Annotated in this window: 21 protein-coding genes, 1 tRNA gene and 1 pseudogene; 10 read left to right on the plus strand and 13 right to left on the minus strand. The window is 71.8% G+C overall.

The window, feature by feature from the left end; all coding sequences use genetic code 11:
• Positions 1–704: 704 nt before the first annotated feature.
• The gene (locus O7542_RS27065; protein WP_083297040.1) at positions 705–1748 is read left to right on the plus strand and encodes a DUF3068 domain-containing protein; all 1044 of its coding nucleotides are present in this window, start codon (positions 705–707) and stop codon (positions 1746–1748) included.
• An 85-nt stretch (positions 1749–1833) separates the two neighbouring features.
• On the opposite strand, the gene O7542_RS27070 is transcribed toward O7542_RS27065, so the two are convergent.
• On the minus strand, positions 1834–2568 hold the full coding sequence (locus tag O7542_RS27070) for a class I SAM-dependent methyltransferase (protein WP_051611329.1): 735 nt from the start codon (positions 2566–2568) through the stop codon (positions 1834–1836).
• A 416-nt stretch (positions 2569–2984) separates the two neighbouring features.
• Between O7542_RS27070 and O7542_RS27075 the strand changes: the two genes are divergently transcribed.
• Together O7542_RS27075 and O7542_RS27080 are read left to right on the plus strand one after the other, a co-directional pair.
• A complete protein-coding gene (locus O7542_RS27075; protein ID WP_043327818.1) occupies positions 2985–3608 on the plus strand; it encodes a DUF6230 family protein in 624 nt (207 codons plus the stop codon).
• 77 nt (positions 3609–3685) lie between these two features.
• Positions 3686–5281: a DUF6114 domain-containing protein gene (locus tag O7542_RS27080; protein ID WP_281605382.1), complete on the plus strand. Its 1596-nt coding sequence runs from the start codon at positions 3686–3688 to the stop codon at positions 5279–5281.
• 46 nt (positions 5282–5327) lie between these two features.
• Here the strand turns inward: O7542_RS27080 and O7542_RS27085 are convergent, their stop codons facing one another.
• Positions 5328–6998 carry a DUF885 domain-containing protein gene (locus O7542_RS27085; RefSeq protein ID WP_043327819.1) on the minus strand — a complete coding sequence of 557 codons (1671 nt, stop codon included), beginning with the start codon at positions 6996–6998 and terminating at the stop codon, positions 5328–5330.
• Between the two features lie 72 nt (positions 6999–7070).
• Here O7542_RS27085 and O7542_RS27090 point away from each other — a divergent pair.
• Positions 7071–8163 (plus strand): annotated as a pseudogene (locus O7542_RS27090) (DMT family transporter); the annotation flags it as partial.
• On the opposite strand, the gene O7542_RS27095 reads toward O7542_RS27090, so the two are convergent.
• A complete protein-coding gene (locus O7542_RS27095) occupies positions 8046–9116 on the minus strand; it encodes a PHP domain-containing protein (RefSeq protein ID WP_281605384.1) in 1071 nt (356 codons plus the stop codon). The pseudogene O7542_RS27090 and the gene O7542_RS27095 overlap by 118 nt on opposite strands.
• 48 nt (positions 9117–9164) lie before the next feature.
• Positions 9165–9908: a M23 family metallopeptidase gene (locus O7542_RS27100; RefSeq protein WP_069088842.1), complete on the minus strand. Its 744-nt coding sequence runs from the start codon at positions 9906–9908 to the stop codon at positions 9165–9167.
• Between the two features lie 208 nt (positions 9909–10116).
• Between O7542_RS27100 and O7542_RS27105 the strand changes: the two genes are divergently transcribed.
• The 4 genes from O7542_RS27105 (at position 10117) to O7542_RS27120 (ending at position 11919) form a co-directional block, all read left to right on the plus strand.
• The gene (locus tag O7542_RS27105) at positions 10117–10413 is read left to right on the plus strand and encodes a hypothetical protein (RefSeq protein ID WP_281606510.1); all 297 of its coding nucleotides are present in this window, start codon (positions 10117–10119) and stop codon (positions 10411–10413) included.
• A 73-nt stretch (positions 10414–10486) separates the two neighbouring features.
• Entirely contained in the window at positions 10487–10657 is a 171-nt protein-coding gene (locus O7542_RS27110; protein ID WP_166457820.1) for a hypothetical protein, read from the plus strand.
• Between the two features lie 121 nt (positions 10658–10778).
• Positions 10779–11303, plus strand: a complete 525-nt coding sequence (locus O7542_RS27115; protein ID WP_043327823.1) for a tRNA adenosine deaminase-associated protein — start codon at positions 10779–10781, stop codon at positions 11301–11303.
• A gap of 172 nt (positions 11304–11475) precedes the next feature.
• The gene (locus tag O7542_RS27120; RefSeq protein ID WP_338104090.1) at positions 11476–11919 is read left to right on the plus strand and encodes a nucleoside deaminase; all 444 of its coding nucleotides are present in this window, start codon (positions 11476–11478) and stop codon (positions 11917–11919) included.
• A 12-nt stretch (positions 11920–11931) separates the two neighbouring features.
• On the opposite strand, the gene O7542_RS27125 is transcribed toward O7542_RS27120, so the two are convergent.
• The 3 genes from O7542_RS27125 to deoD all read right to left on the minus strand — a co-directional run bounded on the left by O7542_RS27125 (position 11932) and on the right by deoD (position 13855).
• On the minus strand, positions 11932–12399 hold the full coding sequence (locus O7542_RS27125) for a thioesterase family protein (protein ID WP_043327825.1): 468 nt from the start codon (positions 12397–12399) through the stop codon (positions 11932–11934).
• Positions 12396–13034 carry a TetR/AcrR family transcriptional regulator gene (locus O7542_RS27130; RefSeq protein ID WP_030502134.1) on the minus strand — a complete coding sequence of 213 codons (639 nt, stop codon included), beginning with the start codon at positions 13032–13034 and terminating at the stop codon, positions 12396–12398. The genes O7542_RS27125 and O7542_RS27130 overlap by 4 nt, the downstream gene beginning before the upstream one ends.
• 113 nt (positions 13035–13147) lie before the next feature.
• The gene (gene deoD / locus O7542_RS27135; RefSeq protein ID WP_043327826.1) at positions 13148–13855 is read right to left on the minus strand and encodes a purine-nucleoside phosphorylase; all 708 of its coding nucleotides are present in this window, start codon (positions 13853–13855) and stop codon (positions 13148–13150) included.
• A gap of 75 nt (positions 13856–13930) precedes the next feature.
• Here deoD and O7542_RS27140 point away from each other — a divergent pair.
• Positions 13931–14017, plus strand: a tRNA-Ser gene (locus O7542_RS27140).
• Positions 14018–14080: 63 nt separating this feature from the next.
• On the opposite strand, the gene O7542_RS27145 is transcribed toward O7542_RS27140, so the two are convergent.
• Both O7542_RS27145 and O7542_RS27150 read right to left on the minus strand, forming a co-directional pair.
• A complete protein-coding gene (locus O7542_RS27145; RefSeq protein WP_274476996.1) occupies positions 14081–14665 on the minus strand; it encodes a SigE family RNA polymerase sigma factor in 585 nt (194 codons plus the stop codon).
• Positions 14662–15273, minus strand: coding sequence for a permease-like cell division protein FtsX (locus O7542_RS27150; RefSeq protein WP_281605385.1), 612 nt, complete (start codon positions 15271–15273; stop codon positions 14662–14664). Before O7542_RS27150 ends, O7542_RS27145 begins: the two co-directional genes overlap by 4 nt.
• A 160-nt stretch (positions 15274–15433) precedes the next feature.
• Here O7542_RS27150 and O7542_RS27155 point away from each other — a divergent pair, with 160 nt between their 5' ends.
• Positions 15434–16417 carry a hypothetical protein gene (locus O7542_RS27155; RefSeq protein WP_281605386.1) on the plus strand — a complete coding sequence of 328 codons (984 nt, stop codon included), beginning with the start codon at positions 15434–15436 and terminating at the stop codon, positions 16415–16417.
• 42 nt (positions 16418–16459) lie between these two features.
• Here O7542_RS27155 and O7542_RS27160 read toward each other — a convergent pair whose 3' ends face one another.
• The 4 genes from O7542_RS27160 to O7542_RS27175 all read right to left on the minus strand — a co-directional run bounded on the left by O7542_RS27160 (position 16460) and on the right by O7542_RS27175 (position 18705).
• Positions 16460–16996, minus strand: coding sequence for a DUF4362 domain-containing protein (locus O7542_RS27160; protein ID WP_281605387.1), 537 nt, complete (start codon positions 16994–16996; stop codon positions 16460–16462).
• A complete protein-coding gene (locus O7542_RS27165) occupies positions 16977–17489 on the minus strand; it encodes a SigE family RNA polymerase sigma factor (RefSeq protein WP_036343304.1) in 513 nt (170 codons plus the stop codon). The genes O7542_RS27160 and O7542_RS27165 overlap by 20 nt, the downstream gene beginning before the upstream one ends.
• A gap of 83 nt (positions 17490–17572) precedes the next feature.
• A complete protein-coding gene (locus tag O7542_RS27170; protein ID WP_043327830.1) occupies positions 17573–18094 on the minus strand; it encodes a hypothetical protein in 522 nt (173 codons plus the stop codon).
• On the minus strand, positions 18091–18705 hold the full coding sequence (locus O7542_RS27175) for a hypothetical protein (protein WP_043327831.1): 615 nt from the start codon (positions 18703–18705) through the stop codon (positions 18091–18093). The genes O7542_RS27170 and O7542_RS27175 overlap by 4 nt, the downstream gene beginning before the upstream one ends.
• Positions 18706–18731 lie beyond the last annotated feature (26 nt).

Genomic DNA, 18731 nt, shown 5'->3' on the forward strand with positions numbered 1-18731 from the left:
CGGCCGCCCATTCGGCGGCCGAGCACCGCTATCAGTGGCAGCGCAAGGTAGAAAGTCGCCTCCGTAGCCAGGCTCCAGGTCTGCTCCATGCCGACCGGGAGTCGCAATGGCTCGTAAATCTGTGCCAGAAGAAAGGGGATCGCCCAGTCCCAGACGGACTTCAGATAGTCGATGTTGAGCCAAGTCAGTGCGACGATCGCCATTGCCCAGTACCCGGGCAGAATGCGCAGCGCGCGGTGCCAGAGGTATCGCCGAACGGATGGTCCTGACTGTCCGTTAATGGCAGCGAGCGCGAATGGCCGATAGAGGAGGAAACCGGACAACGCAAAGAAGATCGCCACCCCGACATCCAGCCTGGCCAGCACAGCTGCGAGGTGGGCGAAGGAGTTGGTCAGTCCGCTGAGAAAGGAGACATGGTGGACGACCACGCCGATCACCGCCACCGCCCGCAGCCCTTCCAATGCGGGCAACCAACCGTCCGAACGGCCGGTATTAGTTGCGGACAGGATCGCCTGTCCGTTGCTCGAGTCCGGTCTGACGGGTCGGCTCACAGTTCCCTCGACATCCATTTGATCTCGCAGCCCGGTGGCTGCTGCACCCCCGGAGTCAGTACGTCGCGAGAGGTCGCATCGGACCATATCCGAAATCGGCCTCGTCATGTACTGTCAGCCGACTAGTCGAGTCTTTACAAGGGGAGGAGTTTCATGCGACCCACGTCGGGTGCCATCTTGGTGGCGGCAGGCGCGTTCCTGATCGTCGGGGCCGTGGCGACGCCGCTGGCCGTCGCGCCCGCTCTGGTCAAGGTGCCCCTTGACCAGAGTTCGGTAACGGTTTCAGAGGCGAAGAACGCGACCGTTCTTGATTTCAGCACGCTGGCCGAGCGCAGCGGCGTCAACCTGACCGCCCACCGCGCGGTGCGCGGCGACGTCGAGGCCGGCAACGCCGACCGGACGGTCTTCAACGTCGGTGTCCGGGTGATCGACGACGCGGGCAAGGAGATCACGGTCAGCACGGACCGGGTCGCCCTCGACCGGCGTACGGCGGAGTCGGTCGCCTGCTGTGCCGAGGCGGTCAACGGCGCGCCCTTCAAGCACGAGGGGCTCACCTACACCTTCCCGTTCGGTACGGAGAAGAAGACGTACCAGTACTTCGACAACACCGCTCGGAAGGCGTACCCCGCCGAGTACGTGGGCACCGAGAAGCTGCAGGGGCTGACCGTCTACAAGTTCGAGATGACGGCCGAACCGATCAAGATCAGCGAGATCGACGTGCCGGGCAACCTGGTCGGATCGGCCCAGCCCACGGTGACGGCCGGCCGCTTCTACGCCAACACCCGCACCCTCTGGGTGGAGCCGGACAGCGGCGTCATCGTCAAGGGGCAGGAGAAGCAGCTTCAGACCCTGCGTGACGAGACCGGCGCGGACAAGATCAAGATCATCGACGCCACGCTCGTCTTCACCGAGGACACCCAGAAGCAGCAGGCCAAGGCGGCCAAGGACGCGCGTGGGCAGATCAACCTGCTGACCACCGTGCTGCCGATCGTCCTCGGCGTCGTGGGTCTGCTCCTGCTCCTGCTCGGCCTGTTCATCATCGTCCGCGCGGCTCGCCGCCGGCCCGACGCGACGCCGGTGGACGCCGGCGACGGACCGGTGGACGACGTGCCGTCGCAGCGTTCGGCGGAGCCGGTCGACGACGACCCGACCGTGCCCGCCGGCGGACGCCACGCCGCGGACCGCGCGGAGTCCTGAGCGCCAACCCTCGCACCACCACACGAGCAGGCCGGCCGACCCACCAGGGTCGGCCGGCCTGCTCGTGTGCGCGGCAGGTGGCAGGTCAGAGGCGGCGCACCGCGTACCGGGTGCAGATCCAGTCCTCGGTGTACGGCAGGTCGGGCCGCTGCCCGACGATCTCCCCGCCGTTGGCGGCCACCAGCCGGGTCATGTCGGCGTCCGGCACCGCTGTCATCTTCATCGGCGCGGGGTAGTTGAGCAGCCGGCGCTGCGCCCAGCTGATCAGGCGGAACGGCGCGAGCTTCCAGATGACGCCCTTGGCCGTACGGGCCGGCTCGGTCGGCAGGCCCACGACGGCGACCCCGCCGGGGCGCAGGACGCGCAGGAACTCGGCGAGGTAGCTGTCGATCGCCGGGCGCGGCAGGTGCTGCAACACGAGCGCGCTGTAGACCAGGTCGAAGTGCCCGTCGGGGAACTGGCTCAGGTCCGGCGCGTCGTTGAGGACGAAGCGGATGTTCCCGGCGCTGCGGTCCAGGCGCCGGGCGGTCTCCAGCATCGACGGGGCGATGTCGACGGCGACGACCTCGCCGGCGTGCGGCGCGAGCGCCTGCGACAGCCGACCGGCCCCGCATCCGAAGTCCAGCGCGCGGTCCCATCGCGTGGGCAGGCCGAGCCGGCCCAGCCATCCGGTCGTCTCCTCGACGTCGGCGCGGCCGGTGGCCAGGAACTCCTCGACGTCCCACTGCCCGCCGCGCTTACCGGGCTGGACGAGGACGGCCCACAGCGGATCTTCGGCGCCCAGCTTGGTCCAGTCGCGCCGTACGTCGTCGAGATTCACGCCGAAACCCTAGGACATCCGGGGGTGCGGCTGGATCGACCCGGTCATCTGCCGGCTCGGATGTTCGGCCGACGACACTGCCCCGAACGGCCCATCGCGCTCGACGCACTGTACATTTGTTACTTGATTGTAATCCCTCGATGTGCCGTCACTGTGGGTTGATCGGGCGCTCGATGACGGTGTCTTTGCGCACTTTGATGCCCTTTTCCTGCTCCGGAGCGTCAACGCCTGGTGATGGCGAGCAAGCTTCGTGGCGCACTCGTGTTACCGCCGGGTACACGAGGGGGTTGTGAGCTGCGCCGCATCGGGTGCACGATCAGGCTCGATCGTTACCCGTCGGTAACAGAGGGCGGGGCCCGGCGCGGGCCACCGGTACGACAACCGGCCGCCGCGCACATTCGCTCGAGGAGGAACCCGTGCAGAATCGGCTCGACAACCAGGGTCGTACCCGGTGGAAGCGGTTCGCCGCCATGATCGTGCCCACCACGGCAGCCGCCGGTGCCATCCTGTTCGGCATGTCGACCGGCGCCATCGCCTCCGACATCACCGTGTCCGGGCAGACCTTCAAGATCGGCGCGGACCGCCTGGAGGGCGAGGGCTTCAAGCAGTACGGCGGCATCGTCCGCGAGAAGGGTGAGGACGGCAAGGCCGGCGCGACGCGCCCGGTCGCGATGGCCGAGATCAGCAGCGCCGACCTGTACAACCTCTGCCAGTCCGTCCGCGCCGACCTGCCCGGCCTGCCGGTGGTGCTCACCATCAACGCCGGCGAGGGCAAGGACCCGGCCCGCGCCAAGGACCTGGTGATCGCGATGGACTCGCTCGAAGGCAACGCGACCTTCACCAACATCCAGATCGGCCGCGACGCCAGCGACCTGAACCCGACGGCCCAGCGCGGCTCGTTCGGCCAGAACTCCGACCGGGTCACCATCCGCGACCTGAAGCAGGTGTCCCGCTACACCACGTCCTCGACGTTCAACCTGGTCGGGCTGCGGCTCAAGGTCAACGTGGGTGACGACGCCAAGGGCAAGGAGTGCTTCTGAGCTGAGCACGGCCCGCGGTGGCCGACCACCGCGGGCCCGCCCCACCGTCCCCGCCCCCGCTCCGCCAGGAGGAGTACGTGACAACCGTCGAACCGTCCCACGCCCGGCTCGGCACCGCGGCCCGGACGTGGCGGACCTTCCGCCGCTGGCAGCGGAGCCGGCCGTTCTGGGGCGGCCTGTTCATCATCCTGGCCGGGGTGGAGATGCTCGCCTCCACCCGGCTGACCCTCAACGGCCTGAGCTTCAGCAGCGGCGCCACCGGCCTGCTCTCGTTGCTGATCCCGGCCATCCTCGGGACCTGCGGCGTGCTGCTCTGGCTCAGTCCGGCGCAGCGGCTGTTCTACTCGATCGTCGCGGCGGTCACGACCGTCTACTCGCTGATCGGGCTCAACCTCGGCGGCTTCTTCCTCGGCCTGCTGCTGGGCATCGTGGGCAGCGCGCTCGCCTTCGCCTGGGTGCCGGCCCGGCCGGCGGAGCTGGCGGCTGACGAGCGCGACACCGAGGCGGACGACGAGCGCGACACCAGGGTGGACCAGCGGGACGCCGACCTGCTCGACGTCGACGGCCCGGTCGGCGTCGAGCAGGTCGGCGCCGACCAGTCGGTCACCGGCCGGCCGGGCGGCCCGGAACCCGCTGACGAGCAGCCGGCCGGGGAACTGCCGACCGTCGAGGTGCCGGCCGCCGTACGGCCGGCCGTCGAGCAGCCGACTGCCGAGCGGCCGGGCGGGGAGCGGCCGGTCCCTCGGCAGTCGGTGAACGGGCAGGCGGCCGGATCCGACGGCGGCCCGCCCGAGTGGGCGGGCCGTTCAGCGGACCCGCGTGCCTTCGGCATCGTCCTGCTGGTGCTCGGCCTGGCCACCGCCGGCCTGGCCGTGCAGCCGCGCGCGGTACAGGCCGCACCGAGCAGGCCCGCCGCCAGCGCCTGCCCGACGAAGCCCGCCACGCCGTCGAAGGCACCCTCCGCGACGCCCACCCCGACGCCGAGCGCGAGCCCGACGCGGGAGGGCAACATCATCACCGACTTCTTCGAGGGGATCGGTGACCTGTTCAAGGGCGGCAGCAAGAAGAGCGAGACACCCTCGCCCACACCGACCGCGAGCGGATCGGCGGCCCCGACGAGCAAGCCGACCACCCGTCCCGGCTCGACCGACTGCCCGACACCGGGCAAGCCGGGCAAGGAGGAACCGGCGAAGCCCGGCAAGGTGGAGCCTGGCAAGCCGCTGCCGCGTATCGCCGCCGACCCGGGCCTGCCGAAGGTGGCCAAGCAGCCGTCGAAGCTCACCGGCTCCAAGGTGACCATGACCGGGCTGCGGTTCGAGGGGATCACCGACCTGCGGACCGAGCAGGGCGCGCTCAAGGTGCTGAAGTTCAGCATGAAGGAAGCCGTGACCGACGACTTCCTGCTGGTCGCCGACGGCCCCAGCGGTCGCACCCAGCGGTACGCGACCGACCGTCTAACCGTCCGCGACGACGTCGCGTTCTACTGCACCCGGTTCGTCGGCAAGCTCGCCGGCATCAAGCTGACGCTGACGCCGGACCTGCCGTTCCCGGACGGCCTGCCGGTCACGCTGCCCATCCCGGTGACGTTCACCGACCCGGTCATCGACCTGGCGTACGTCACCAGCAACACGCTCACCGGCCGGCCGACGCTGAAGGTGACGCTCGGCGCCTGACCGGACGGGTGCCGGCGGAACGCGCCGCCGGCACCCGGAAGCCGGCTCAGAGCCGGGCCAGCGCCTTACGCAGCGGGTCCAGCCCCAGCGAGCCCAGGTCGAGCGCCTGGCGGTGGAACTCCTTGAGGTCGAAGTCGGCGCCCTTGCGGGCCTTCGCGTCCTCCCGGGCCTGCAACCAGATCCGCTCGCCCACCTTGTACGACGGGGCCTGCCCGGGCCAGCCCAGGTAGCGGTTCAGCTCGAAACGCAGGTTCTCGTCCGGCACCCGGCAGTGCGCCCGCATGAACTCCCAGCCCAGCTCCGGCGTCCACCGCTCGCCCGGGTGGAAGCCGAACGGGTTGTCCTTCGGGATCTCCAGCTCCAGGTGCATGCCGATGTCCACGATGACCCGGGCCGCGCGCAGCGCCTGCCCGTCGAGCATGCCGAGCCGGTCACCGGGGTCGCCGAGGTAGCCCAGCTCGTCCATCAGCCGCTCGGAGTAGAGCGCCCAGCCCTCGCCGTGCCCGGAGACCCAGCACAACAGCCGCTGCCAGCGGTTGAGCAGGTCGGCCCGGACGGCCGTCTGCGCGACCTGCAGGTGGTGACCCGGCACGCCCTCGTGGTAGACGGTGGTCACCTCCCGCCAGGTGGAGAAGTCGGTGATGCCCTGCGGCACCGCCCACCACATCCGCCCCGGCCGGGAGAAGTCCTCGCTCGGGCCGGTGTAGTAGATGGCACCGTCGCTCGTCGGCGCGAGGCAGCACTCGATCCGGCGTACCTGCTCGGGGATGTCGAAGTGGGTGCCGTTCAGGTCGCTGACCGCCTGGTCGGCGAGCGCCTGCATCCAGTCCCGGAACGCCTCCTTGCCGCGTACCGTCCGCGCCGGGTCGGCGTCGAGCGCGCGTACCGCGTCGTCGATCGAGGCGCCGGGCCCGGCGATGCGCGCGGACACCGTCCGCATGTCGGCCTCCAGCCGGGCCAGCTCCGCGAAACCCCAGGCGTACGTCTCGTCCAGGTCGACCTTCGCGCCGAGGAAGTACTGCGAGGCCAGTTCGTAGCGCTCCCGCCCGGCGGCCTGCTTCTCCCGCCCGGCCGGCGCCAGCTCGTTGCGCAGGAACTGCCCGAACTCGGCGGTGGCGGCGGTGGCGGCGGCCGCGCCCTTGCGCAGCTCCGCGCCGAGCGCGCCGTCGGCGTCGAGCCGCTCGACCATGCCGTGGAAGAAGTTGTCGCCCTCCGGGTCGACCCAGACGTCGCACTGCTTGGCCACCTCGACGAGCTGCACCTGCGAGCTGACCCGTCCCGCGGCGGCGGCCTCGCGCAGCGTGCGCTTGTAGCCGTCGAGCGCCGACGCGAAGCGGTTGAGCCGGGCCGCCACGTTGGCCTTAGCCTCCTCGCCGTCGGTCGGCATGAGGTCGAAGACCATCCGGATCTCGTGCAGCCCGCTGGAGATGACGTTGACCTCGCTGCCGGTCTCGCCGGCCTCGTACCGGGCCAGCTCCAGGCCGAGGCGCTCCTGCATGGCCTCCTTGGCGGTCCGCTCGGCCTCGGTCTCCGGCTCGGTCACGTCGAGTTCGCCGAGCGTGCGCCGGGCCAGGTCGGCGCGGGCCGCGTAGCCGTCGGGCGACAGGTCGTCGAGCTGGTCGTCGTAGCCGGCGATGCCGACGTAGGTGGCCCCGGTCGGGCTCAGCGGAGCCCACTCGGCCACGTACCGGTTGGCGAGGTCATCGATTCGTCCCACGAGGGGACCCTACGTGACCCCGCAGCCGAATTCCGCACGACATCGTCGTACCCGTGGGGCAGAGTGTCAGGGGTGACAGTCGATTTCACTCCTGACCGCGCGCCGCTGCGGAGCTGGCTGCCGGGGTTCGTCGCGCTTGCCGCCATCTGGGGTTCGAGTTTTCTGTTCATCAAGGTCGGCGTGGCCGAGCTGCACCCCGTGCACCTCACTCTCTACCGGGTGGCCACCGGCGCGGTCACGCTGCTGGTGGTGCTCGCCGTGCTGCGCGACCGGCTGCCCCGCGACCTTCGCGTCTGGGGGCACATGCTCGTGGTGGCCGCGTTCGGCGTCGCGGTGCCGTTCACGCTGTTCGGCTACGGCGAGCAGCGGGTCGAGTCGATGCTCGCCGGCATCTGGAACGCCACCACGCCGCTGATCGTGCTGCCGCTGGCGGTGCTGGTGTTCCGCACCGAGCGGCTGACCGTGCGGCGGGCGGTCGGGCTGGGGCTGGGCTTCGTCGGGGTGCTCGTGGTGCTCGGCGTCTGGGAGGGCGTCGGTGGCGCCCACTTCGTCGGCCAGCTCATGTGCTTCGGCGCGGCTGCCTGCTACGGGCTCGCCATTCCGTACCAGAAGAAGTTCGTCGCGGGCAGCGCGTACTCCGGGCTGTCGCTGTCGGCGGCCCAGCTGCTGGTGGCGACCGCGCAGCTCGCGCTGGTCGCGCCGTTCGTCGGGACGCCGCCGTCCCCGGCCGGGCTCTCGCCGCGCGTGATCGCGAGCGTGCTGGCGCTCGGCGCGCTCGGCACCGGGCTCGCCTTTGTCATCAACATGCGCAACATCCGGCTGGCCGGGGCGAGCACGGCGTCCACAGTGACGTACCTGGTTCCGGTGTTCGCGGTGCTCGTCGGCGCGGTCGTGCTGGGTGAGCGGATGACCTGGCACCAGCCGGTGGGTGCGCTCGTGGTGCTGGCCGGCGTGGCGGTCGCGCAGGGCCTGTTCGGGCGGCGCCGCACGCACCCGGACGTGGTGGTGCCGGCCCGCACTGTCGAACCGGCCGCCCAGGGCTGACCCTCAGCTACGGCCGGCTGTCCACTTCACCAGGCGGTCGGCCGTCCAGGTGTTCACCACCCGGTTCGCCGGCACCCCGCACAGCGCGGCCCGCTCGCAGCCGAACCGCTGCCAGTCGAGCTGGCCGGGGGCGTGCGCGTCGGTGTCGATGGCGAACCGGCACCCGGCCTCCAGCGCGAGCCGGATCAGCCGCTTCGGCGGGTCCTGCCGTTCCGGCCGGGAGTTGATCTCGACGGCCACGTCGTGCTCGGCGCACGCCGCGAAGACGGCGTCCGCGTCGAACTCGCTCTCCTTGCGGGTACGCGCTCGGTGCCCCTTGTCGCCCGGCCCGGTCACGCCGGCGGGCCGGGAGGAGACCATCCGGCCGGTGCAGTGCCCGAGGATGTCCAGGTGCGGGTTGGCGATCGCGGTCAGCATCCGGCGGGTCATCTTCGCCCGGTCGTCGTTCAGCCCGCTGTGCACCGAGCCGACCACCACGTCCAGGCGGGCCAGCAGGTCCTCGTCCTGGTCCAGCGAGCCGTCGGCGAGGATGTCCACCTCGATGCCGGTGAGCAGGCGGAAGCCCTTCGGCAGCGCCTCGTTGACGGCGGCGACGTGGTCGAGCTGCTTGCGCAGCCGCTCCGCGGTCAGGCCCCGGGCCACCTTCAGCCGTGGCGAGTGGTCGGTGAGCACCAGGTACTCGTGGCCCAGCTCGACCGCCGAGAGCGCCATCTCCTCGATCGGCGAGCCGCCGTCGGACCAGTCCGAGTGGGTGTGGCAGTCGCCGCGCAGCGCGTCCCGCAGCTTCGCCGCCGCCTCGTCCAGGTCGGTGCCCTCGGTCGCCAGCAGCCGGCGCAGGTAGACCGGTTCCTCCCCGGCCAGCGACTCGGCCACGCAGCGGGCGGTGACGTCACCGACGCCGGACAGCTCGGTCAGCTTGCCGGTGCGGGCCCGCTCGGCCACCTCGGCGGCGGGCAGCGCGCCGAGGGTCTTCGCGGCCGACCGGAACGCCCGGACCCGGTAGGTGGCCTCGTTGGCCCGTTCCAGCAGGAACGCGATCCGGCGCAGGTCGGCGATGGGATCCCGGGCACTCATGCCCTGGAACCTACGCGCATCCGCCGCCCGCCGCGCGACCCCGCACCGTCAGCCGCCAGTGGTGGACCGGCCCGGCGACGCCGGGCAGCCGTGCTTGCGCTGCCAGGCGGTGACCTCGGCGACCGGCGAGCGGTTGCCGTCCTTGCGCCACGAGTTCAGGTAGGGCGCCGGCCAGACCACGCCCCGGCGGATCCACCAGTCGTCCTTTCCCGTGCACTTCGGGGAGAGTCCGAAGTGCAGGTGACAGACGTTGTTGGCGTTGCCGGTACGGCCGACCTTGCCGAGCTGCTGCCCGGCCCGGACCCGTACGCCCGGGTCGATGCCGGCCGCGATCGCGCTCAGGTGCGAGCCGTAGTAGCGCACCCCGTCGTCGCCGAGCAGCGAGACGGAGAGCCCGCCGTTGTTCGGCCCCTGCGGCCCGCGCTTGTCGAACCGGTCGACCCGGCTCACCTCCAGCACCACGCCGTCGGTGACCGCCACCACCGGCTCGCCGCAGTCGGCGAACACGTCGGTGCCCGGGTAGCCGCCGTGCGTCGGGTGGTAGTCGACGTTGCCGGCGCGGACGGGGAAGACCCGCTTCACGTCCGTGCGGGCCGGCGACGGCGGGGAGGCGGTCGGCGGTGCCGGGCTCGCCGGGTCGGCGGGCTGCGCGCCCGTCGCGATCGGGCTCGGTTCCTGCCACCTGTCGGCGCGCCCGGTGGAGGCGCCACACCCCCCGGCGGCGAGCGCCGCGACGAGCAGCAGGACCGGGTACGCCGGCCGCGTCCGGCGTCCGATCGATGGCGAGCGCATCCGGTCATCCTGACAGACCACTACCGTAGGGACGAACGCCGCGACCGCGTCACACCCGCCGGTCACTGTGCGTGACGCCGACGTGGATCGTTCGGGGAAGGGGGCGGTGGTGACGTACGGGTGGCAGGGCGGACCCGAGGGGACCGGTCCGGGGGCGTTCCCGCCTCCGCCGCGTACCCCCTCGGGACTCTTCCCGTCCAACGCGCCGATCCGGCCCAGCTACCGCGAGCCGTACCCGATCACCGGCGCCGGGGTCGCGGTCGGCGCGCTCGTCGCGTTCGCCTGGTTGCTGCTGTTCGGGCTGCTCGGCCGCAACATCGCGGGTTACGCCTGGTGGACTCTGCTGGCCGGCGCCCTGGCCTGGGCGGCGGCTGCGGTGCTGGTCCGCCACGGTGACCGGGGGGTCGCCACCGGGGTCGCGATCGTCACCGCCGGTGGTTGGAGCATCGCCGCCGCGCTGGTCGCGATGCGGTGGGCGCAGACCGGCGACTGGCCGCTCTGGTGACCATGGGTGCCGGTTTCGCTGCGTAGCGAAGGCCACCTTGACGTTCGCGCGGTGACGGTCCACCCTCGGCGGTATGGCCTGGACCACACCGCCGCGGCTCGACCCCGAGCGGAGCCGCCGTCGCCTGCAACTCCTTGCCGAGTTGGCCGGTGCCCGCGCGGTGCAGCAGCGCCAGCGACCACAGCGCGCGCGTACCGAGCGGCTGCGCCAACTCATCGCCACCCGTCGGCGCGTCGTCGGCTGACCGGCTTTCTCTTCAGAACGGCCGGCCCTTACGGGGCGTTGACCGGTCGCCCGCCGACCCGACCGGTTAACGTGCATCGCGTGACCTGTCGGCGTGCTGCCGAGGCCAATTTGGGGGGACCGTGTCGTACTTCGCTGCTGCCGTGGCGCGCGTCGACGGCGGCTGGACCGCGGGCGAGGTGAGCCTGCGGGGCGTCACCGACATCGAGGAGGTGGCGGACCGGCTGCGCGACGTCGAGCCGGACGCCGACCTGTCGCTGCTGTTCGTCGAGGCCGACGACACGTACCTGGTCGTCCTGCGCCTGGACGAGGGGGAGGACCTGCGGGTCTTCGGCTCCGACTCGGCGTTCGCGGAGGAGTCCCGCCTGGGCGCGCTGCTGGTCGGCGACCTGAAGACGTCGGTGACCGGGCTGGAGGAGGTCGACGAGCCGCGCGCCTCCAGCGGGGACGACGACAACGAGCAGCCCGCTGTGGACCCGGAGGCCGACCCGGTCGGTGACGCGGACCTGCTGGCCGACCTGGGCATCCCGGCGCAGAAGCTGCTCGCGCTCTGCGCACACGAGGGTTCCATGCCGGCCGACGTCACCGCCGAGATCTGCCAGGTGCTCGGCTGCGTGGACGAGGTTGAGGAGTTGCGTGAGGTCTGAGCCCGGGGAGTCCCGGACGCCCGGCGCCGCCGAACCCGCCGACGCGACCGATCCGGCGCTGGAGACCGTACGCCCGGGGCAGCCCACCCCCGGCCGGGCCGCGCGCGTCGGTCCCGGCGCGGACGAGGCGCTCGCCGAACCGGGCGCGGTCGGCCGCCGGCAGCGGCACGAGCTGTGGATGCGCCGGGCCCTGGAGGTCGCGGTGACCGGCCCGGACGAGGCGATCCCCGACGCCGACGACGTGCCGGTCGGCGCGGTGCTCTACGGCCCCGACGGCGCCGAACTGGCGATCGGGCGCAACGAGCGGGAGCTGACCGGCGACCCGACCGCGCACGCCGAGGTGCTGGCGCTGCGCCGGGCCGCGCAGCGGCTGGGCCGCTGGCGGCTGGACGACTGCACGCTCGTCGTGACGCTGGAGCCGTGCACCATGTGCGCCGGGGCGATCGCGCTGGCCCGCGTCTCGACAGTGGTGTTCGGCGCGTGGGAACCCAAGACCGGCGCGGTCGGGTCGCTCTGGGACGTGCTGCGCGACCGCCGCGTCACGCACCGCCCCGAGGTGTACGGCGGCGTGCTGGAACGCGAGAGCGCGGCGTTGCTGCGCGCGTTCTTCCGCTGAGGTGTGCTCGGCTCAGGCGCTCGTCGGCGCCGGGCGCAGCAGCGTCGCGGCGACCCCCTGGGCGACCTCGGTCCACGCGGTCGGGCGCAACGTCGCCGGGTCGAGCCGGACGATCGACCGGGTGCCGGTGGCGTGCACGGTGGCGCCGTCGGTCGAGCGGAACTCGAAGGCGTACCGGGCGCTGCTGGTGCCGAAGTGCTCCAGCCAGAAGTGCACAGCCACAGTGCCGACGCCGGTGACCGGCGCGCGGTAGCTGATGGTGAACTCGCGGACCGCGTGGAACACGTCCGGCGCGGCGTGCACGTCGCCGCGGAAGGCGACGCCGCGCTCGGCCCAGTACGGCGTGAGCGCGCGTTCCAGCAGCACCGCGTAGCGGGCGTTGTGCAGCAGGCCCATGGCGTCGAGGTCGTCGAAGTGCACCGGCACGTGCGCGACGTGCCCGAACTCGGCGGCCTGCCGCTCGACTGTGGTGTGGCTCATGACTGGCCTTCCGGTAGCAGGGTCGGATCCGGGCAGAGCGCCCGCAGCCGGGTCAGCAGGCCCTGGCGGGCGTGCCGGTAGGTGGCGTCCGGGTCGAGCAGCCGGGACCGCATCACCGCGCTGATCCCCAGCGCGTCGATCTCGTACGCGAGCAGTGGCACGTCCAGGTCGGCGGGGAGTTCGCCGAGGTCCACCGCCTCCTGGACGAGGCGTTCCAGCAGCGCGGTCCAGCGGGCGAACGCCTCGGCGAGCCGGTCGCGGACCGGGCCGGGGCGGGCGTTGTACTCGAACTCGGTGTTGGCGAAGAAGCAGCCGCCGGGCAGCACCCGGGCGGCGTAGAAGTCGATCCGGGCCTCGTGCAGCGCGCGCAGCCGGCGTACGCCCCGGGGCGCCTCCAGGGCGGGCGCGACGATCATTTCCTGCCACTGCGCGACGGCCCGGTCGACGGTGGCGAGTTGCAGCGCCTCCTTGGAGCGCCAGTGCGCGAAGAGGCCGGACTTGCTCACCTCCAGCCGGTCGGCGAGCTGGGCCAGGGAGAGGCCGTGCAGGCCGACCTCGGTGGCCAGCGCCACGGCGGTGTCCAGCACCGCGGTGCGGGTGCGGTCGCCACGGGCGACGCGGCCGTCGGAGGTCATGCGGGCAGCGTATCGGGAAACAAGCACGACCGGTCGTATTTATTTTTGTGACCCCGGTAACGCGCGACCGCCCCGCCACCTTGCGGTGACGGGGCGGCCCAGGGTCGATCAGGTCAGGCGATGATGGTGTCCAGCGCGATCTCGACCATCTGGCCGAACGTCTGCTCACGCTCCTGCGACGTGGTCTTCTCGCCGGTCTTGATGTGGTCGCTGACGGTCAGGATCGTCAGCGCGCGGGCCTTGAAGCGCGCCGCGATCGTGTAGAGCGCCGCCGACTCCATCTCCACCGCCAGCACGCCGTAGTCGGCGAGCGTGTCGTACAGGTCCGGCCGGTCCGTGTAGAAGGCGTCCGCCGCCAGGATCGGCCCCACCCGCATGCTGATGCCGCGCCGCTCGGCCACCTCGACCGAGGTACGCAGCAACCCGAAGTCGGCCACCGGGGCGTAGTCGATCAGCCCGTCGAAGCGCATCCGGTTCATGTTCGAGTCGGTGGACGAGCCGATCGCCGCCACCACGTCCCGCAGCTGCAGATCCTCGGTCAGCGCGCCGCAGGAGCCGACCCGGATCAGCGACTTCACGCCGTACTCGTTTACCAGCTCGTGGGCGTAGATCGAGGCGGACGGCATGCCCATGCCGGAGCCCTGGACGGACACGTCAACGCCGTTCCACTTGCCGGTGAAGCCCAGCATGCCGCGCACCGTCGTGTAGCAGCGGGCCCCCTCCAGGTAGGTCTCCGCGATCCACTTGGCCCGCAGCGGGTCACCCGGCATCAGGACCCGCTCGGCGATCTCTCCCGGCTCAGCGCCGATGTGCGTACTCATGGCAAAGATCCTGCCAGGCCGGGCCGAGGGATACCGGTTCGGCGTCCAAGCCGGCGGTCCTGTACCCTCGTCGGCGGTGGCGTGTCCGAGTGGCCTAAGGAGCACGCCTCGAAAGCGTGTGAGGGTTTACGCCCTCCGCGGGTTCAAATCCCGCCGCCACCGCTCGTGAACAGCGAGAACGCCCGGTCGATCCGCGAGGATCGACCGGGCGTTCCGCGTTCCGGGTCAGCTCCCGGCGAAGTCCTCGCCGAGCAGCGCGCGGATCCGGCTCAACGCCCGGGCGTCCCGCATCTTCACGGCCGATACGGAGATGCGCAGGATCTTGGCGACGGTGGCGACGCTCTGGTCCTCCCAGTGCCGCAGCACCACGATCGCCTGGTCCCGGATCGGCAGCGTCGCCAGCGCGGTCATCAACGCGACGTGCAGGTCCGTCGCCGCCGTCGGTTCCGGCCGCTCGGGGAGATCGGCGCAGACCACCTCGGTGCCGCTGCGCCGGCTCCGCTGGTCGAAGACGGCGTTCATGAGCACCCGGCGGCTGTACGCGTCGAGGTTCGCGGCATGCCGGATGCGGGCCCATGAGGCGTACATCCGGGTGAACGTGATCTGGGTCAGGTCCTGGGCGAGGTGCCAGTCCCGGCACATGAGGTAGGCGGTGCGTCTCAACCGGGGCGCGGTCGCCGCGACGAACGCGCTGAAGTCCTCGTCCCGGTTGCTGCGCTCACGGCGACGGGCGGCGCTCCAGCGGGCCAGCGCTCCGGCCGGGCGTTCGGCGGTCGGCGTAGCGCGTACGTCGATCTGCCCGCTGGTCACTCACCCTCCCCGGAGTCCGAGCGCGCCGGGCACGGACCGCCCAGGACCTGATCGACGCCGTCCCGGTCGTGGAAGTTCGCCACGAGTTCGGAGTAGTCCTTCGCCCTCGTCAACGTGACCTGGAAGGACTCGGGCATCTGCTCCGGTTTGACCGCGTGGACCAGATCCGGGCTGTTCCGGTACATCTCCTTGAATCTGGCATACGCCTCGTCCCGGCTCTGGAACGTTACGCTCCGCACGAGCGGATCCGACCGGAGCGCGTCGTGTAGGTCGAGCCGCTGCTGATCAGTGATGTCATGCCGCAGGAAGACGCGGACGTCGACCGGCTCGTCACCCCACTGTCGCTCACAGGTGGCGTCGGCGGAGGGCATCAGCGCGCCGGCCGCCACCACCGGCGGCACCGGTTCCCTCGATGTCGGCGTCAGGTTCAGGGCGACCAGGACAGCGGCGATCGTGACGAGACAGGCCGCCGTGCCTCCCGTGACCAGCCGGCGTCTGCGTCGCAGCGCGGCGCCCCCGGCCATGGCCTCCCGGGCCAGTTCCCCGGTCGGGGGTACGGGTTCCACCTCGAGTGCCCGCTCGAAGAGCACACGCAGTTTCTGGTTCACAACTCGCTCCTGGTGTCCGACGGCGTCCTCTCTTAGGGACCGGTCGAGTCGCCGTATCGGTCACACCGGAGCTCCTGCGGGTTAGTGTCAGCGTCTGCTCAAGGGAGGAATCGCTGTGGTTCTCACGCCTGAACAACCGTTGGCACCCGCCGGACCGGTCATGTCCCGTTCCGGTGGCTCCTTCCGGCCGCACCTGATCTGGGAGGCGGTGCTGCTGGCGCTGACCGTCGTCGCCGCGGTGGTGTGGTACTCCCAGGACGGGTCGCGGCTGTCGCCGCTGGTGTTCAACATCGCCTCCGCTGGCCTGTTGGCGACCGCCTTCGCGCTGTCGCTGCGCACCGCCACGCCCAACCTCGCGGTCGTCGCAGTCGGGGCACTCGCCGGCCTGACGTACGCGGAGGTGCTCGACGCCGGCGCCCCGGTCCTCGTCGCGGCGGTCGCCGCGATCGCCGCCGCGGCGTTCTTCGGTCTCGGGATGGGCCTGATCGCCGGGCTGCTGCAGGCGCCCGGGTGGGCGGTGTCGCTGGGCGGGCTTGCCCTGACGCAGGGCATTCTGCTCGCCACCACCGGCAGCGGCGGTCCGCGGCGGCTCGCGAGCGAAGGTTGGATCCGGTCCGACGGTGCCGGGGCCGGGTGGCTGGTGCTGTTTCTCCTGCTGTCGATCGGCGGCGCGGTGGTGTGGTCGATCCCGGCGGTGCGGCGGGCGCTGAGCGGCAACCGGGTCGTCGCCGGGGAGCCGCTGTCGCCGTTCGGTGCACGGCTGCTGGGCGCGGTCATCGGCCTGGGCGGTTCCAGCCTGATCGCGGGCGCGGCCGGAGTCCTGCTGGCCGGCCGGATCGGTGCCGCAATCCCATCGGCCGACATCGGCCAGCTGACGTTGGTGGCCGGCGCCGTCCTGCTCGGCGGCGTGAGCGTGGCCGGCGGGCGGGGCGGCTTCGCGGGCACCGTGCTGGGGGTCACCCTGCTGTGCCTGGTGCAGATGATCATCCTCGTCGCGGACGGCCCCCGGTGGCTGCCGACTGTCGTCTTCGCGCTGGCGATCCTCGCCGGCCTGGGCGTCAGCCGGGCGCTGGAGGCCCTGCAACCGGCACTGCCCGCGAGCGTGTCGGGTGCCGGGCCGGCGGAGCCGACGCGGAAGTACTGACCGCTGTCAGCTCGGCCGGGCGTTCTCGCTGCCGGGGCGTGGTCAGCGCGGTACCGGCGACGAGCACTGCCGGAACATGATCCTCCCGCTTGTGACCTCGGGGCCGGTGCACCTCTTCAGTACGAGACCCTGCCCGCCGCCGAACCTGTCCTGGCGGAAGTCGGTGGTCACCTCCACCGTGCCGTCTATGCCGACGACGTAGAGGGTCGGGATCGGGTCGCCTTCGTCCGTCGACGAGGTCACGGCGAGGCGGGCGGGGCGGTGCGCCTGGACCGCGTCGAGGAAGCAGGTGATCGCGGCTTCCGGTACGCGGTCCATGAGCCCGAGCACGTGATCGCCGCAGTTCACTGTGGCTCCCGTGCCAACAGGGGGCGAGGCGTCCGTACCTCCGTTGTTCGTCGCGGCCACGCCGGCGGACACTGTCGCGACTGTCAGGACCGCGACGAGCGCCACGCCGCCTGCCGTCCGTCGTCGACGTAGGCGCTCGCCGCGCGCGCGGACCCGCTCGGGCGGCGCCAGGTTCAGAGCGGCGGTGTCGTCCTCCAGCGCCGCGATGGCCTCACGGATGCGTGCTGACATCGGAGTCCTTCCGCTCGTCGTCGGCATCGAGCAGCGGGGCGAGCGCCGTCCGCGCACGGGACAGGTAGACCTTGACGGTGCCGGCGGGCATCCCGGTGGTCTCGGCGATCTCGCTGATCGGCAGGTCGGAGAGGTAGTGCAGGACCACCACCCGCCGCTGCGACTCCGGTAGCTGCCGGAGCGCCGCCAGGACCGCGACCCGGTCCGGTGACGGCTCGGGCGCTTCTGTGGACGGGCCGAGTCTCGCCCGTGCGGCGAGCCAGCGTCGGACGCTGCGCCACCGGTTGGCGGCCAGCCGCCACGCGACCGTTCGTACCCAGGCTTCGGGCGAGTCGTAGCCGGACAGCGACGACCAGCGCGCCCAGGCGCGGGCGTACGCCTCCTGCACGACGTCCTGTGCCTCGCCGAGATCGCCGCAGACCGCGTAGACCTGGTGCAGGACCCGGGCCGAGGTCGCCGCGTAGAAGGCGTCGAAGTCGTCGCTCGTGCCCATCCGCATCGTCCCTCTCCCTGGCCGTCACACATATACACACCGCCAGGGGGCCACCGGTTACAGCCAGGTGGTCGAGCCGAATGTCAGCAGGGGCCGTAGCCCTCGTCGAAGAGGCGGCGGGCCCAGTCCGCGTACCCGGCGATGATCTCGCGGACGGTGACGCCGTCGTGCAGGAACAGGTACGCGCGGTCGCCGTCGCGGGCGAGCAGCCCGGCGAAGCGGTGACTGCCGGGCGGCGCCGGCAGGTCGGTGGCGCCGGGGTACGCGGCGCGGACCTCGCCGATCGGCGTGCCGGCGCTGATGCCCTCCGGTGTGCTCATCGGGTCGTCCAGCCAGAGCAGGACGAGCCGGTCGTCAACGAAGATCGGGCTGACCGCCCCGTGTCCGACGAGTGCGGGCCCGCAGGCCTCCTCGTCGGCGCGCAGCACGCCGCGGCGGGTCAGGTCCGCCTCGGTGGCGCCGAACTCCGCGTCGCGCAGGCCCTCCAGGCTGACCACCTGGGCGGCGCCGACTGGCCGGGCCGGCCACTGTGGATGAACGCCGCTGCCCGCCACTGATGCGGCAGCAAGCAGTACGGCAATAAAGCCGAATTGTCGTAATTTCATGCAATCCCCCAGTCACCAACGGGACCGGGGCGATGAGGTTGCTGGTGCTGGCCGGATTGGCGAAGTTCCCACTCTTCGGCCAGCTCGTCCCAGTAGTCGGCGGACAGCCCGCGCCGGCCGTGCGTCAGCCAGCCGTCGGTGTCGCGCTCCAGGTGCAGGCCCAGCTCGGCGAACGGGTCGATCCACGCGCCCGGCTCCGCGCCCAGCCTGGCCAGCGCCGTGTTGATCGGCCACTCGGTACGCGGCCGGTCGAGCGCGGCGTCGTACCGCGGCCCCCAGCTGACCTCGCCGCCGAGCCACACCACCGCCGACTGGTGGCCCAGCCCGCCCGCGAACTCCGCCTCCAGGTACGCGACAGGGCCGCTGGTCGACCAGCGGGCCAGCACCTCCGCCAGCGGCGGCGAGAGCACCAGCCGGAACGGGCGCTCGGCGCGCGGCTCGTCGGTGGCGAAGTCCGGCAGCCCGCCGGTCAGCTCCTGCACCAGTTGCGGGGTCACCGGCAGCAGCGCGAAGTCCTGACGGAGGGCGGCGAGCACCGCGTGGTCCAGGTCGGCGGTCTGCTCGCGAAGCAGCTCGACGTCGGCGACCACGGCGCTGAGCTGGTAACTCATCCGGTCCTCTCGGCGTCCACAGGCTG

This window comes from Micromonospora sp. WMMC264 (assembly GCF_027497275.1).
Classification (GTDB): domain Bacteria; phylum Actinomycetota; class Actinomycetes; order Mycobacteriales; family Micromonosporaceae; genus Micromonospora; species Micromonospora chalcea.

Excerpts from the sequence above, each read along its gene's own strand:
- O7542_RS27130 (WP_030502134.1), bottom strand. The coding sequence starts at position 13,034 with ATGACCTCCGACGGCCGCGTCGCCCGTGGCGACCGCACCCGCACCGCG.
- O7542_RS27175 (WP_043327831.1), bottom strand. The coding sequence starts at position 18,705 with ATGAGTTACCAGCTCAGCGCCGTGGTCGCCGACGTCGAGCTGCTTCGC.
- O7542_RS27110 (WP_166457820.1), top strand. The coding sequence starts at position 10,487 with ATGGCCTGGACCACACCGCCGCGGCTCGACCCCGAGCGGAGCCGCCGT.
- O7542_RS27170 (WP_043327830.1), bottom strand. The coding sequence starts at position 18,094 with ATGAAATTACGACAATTCGGCTTTATTGCCGTACTGCTTGCTGCCGCA.
- O7542_RS27095 (WP_281605384.1), bottom strand. The coding sequence starts at position 9,116 with ATGAGTGCCCGGGATCCCATCGCCGACCTGCGCCGGATCGCGTTCCTG.
- O7542_RS27100 (WP_069088842.1), bottom strand. The coding sequence starts at position 9,908 with ATGCGCTCGCCATCGATCGGACGCCGGACGCGGCCGGCGTACCCGGTC.
- deoD (WP_043327826.1), bottom strand. The coding sequence starts at position 13,855 with ATGAGTACGCACATCGGCGCTGAGCCGGGAGAGATCGCCGAGCGGGTC.
- O7542_RS27165 (WP_036343304.1), bottom strand. The coding sequence starts at position 17,489 with ATGGGCACGAGCGACGACTTCGACGCCTTCTACGCGGCGACCTCGGCC.
- O7542_RS27065 (WP_083297040.1), top strand. The coding sequence starts at position 705 with ATGCGACCCACGTCGGGTGCCATCTTGGTGGCGGCAGGCGCGTTCCTG.
- O7542_RS27155 (WP_281605386.1), top strand. The coding sequence starts at position 15,434 with ATGTCCCGTTCCGGTGGCTCCTTCCGGCCGCACCTGATCTGGGAGGCG.
- O7542_RS27125 (WP_043327825.1), bottom strand. The coding sequence starts at position 12,399 with ATGAGCCACACCACAGTCGAGCGGCAGGCCGCCGAGTTCGGGCACGTC.
- O7542_RS27160 (WP_281605387.1), bottom strand. The coding sequence starts at position 16,996 with ATGTCAGCACGCATCCGTGAGGCCATCGCGGCGCTGGAGGACGACACC.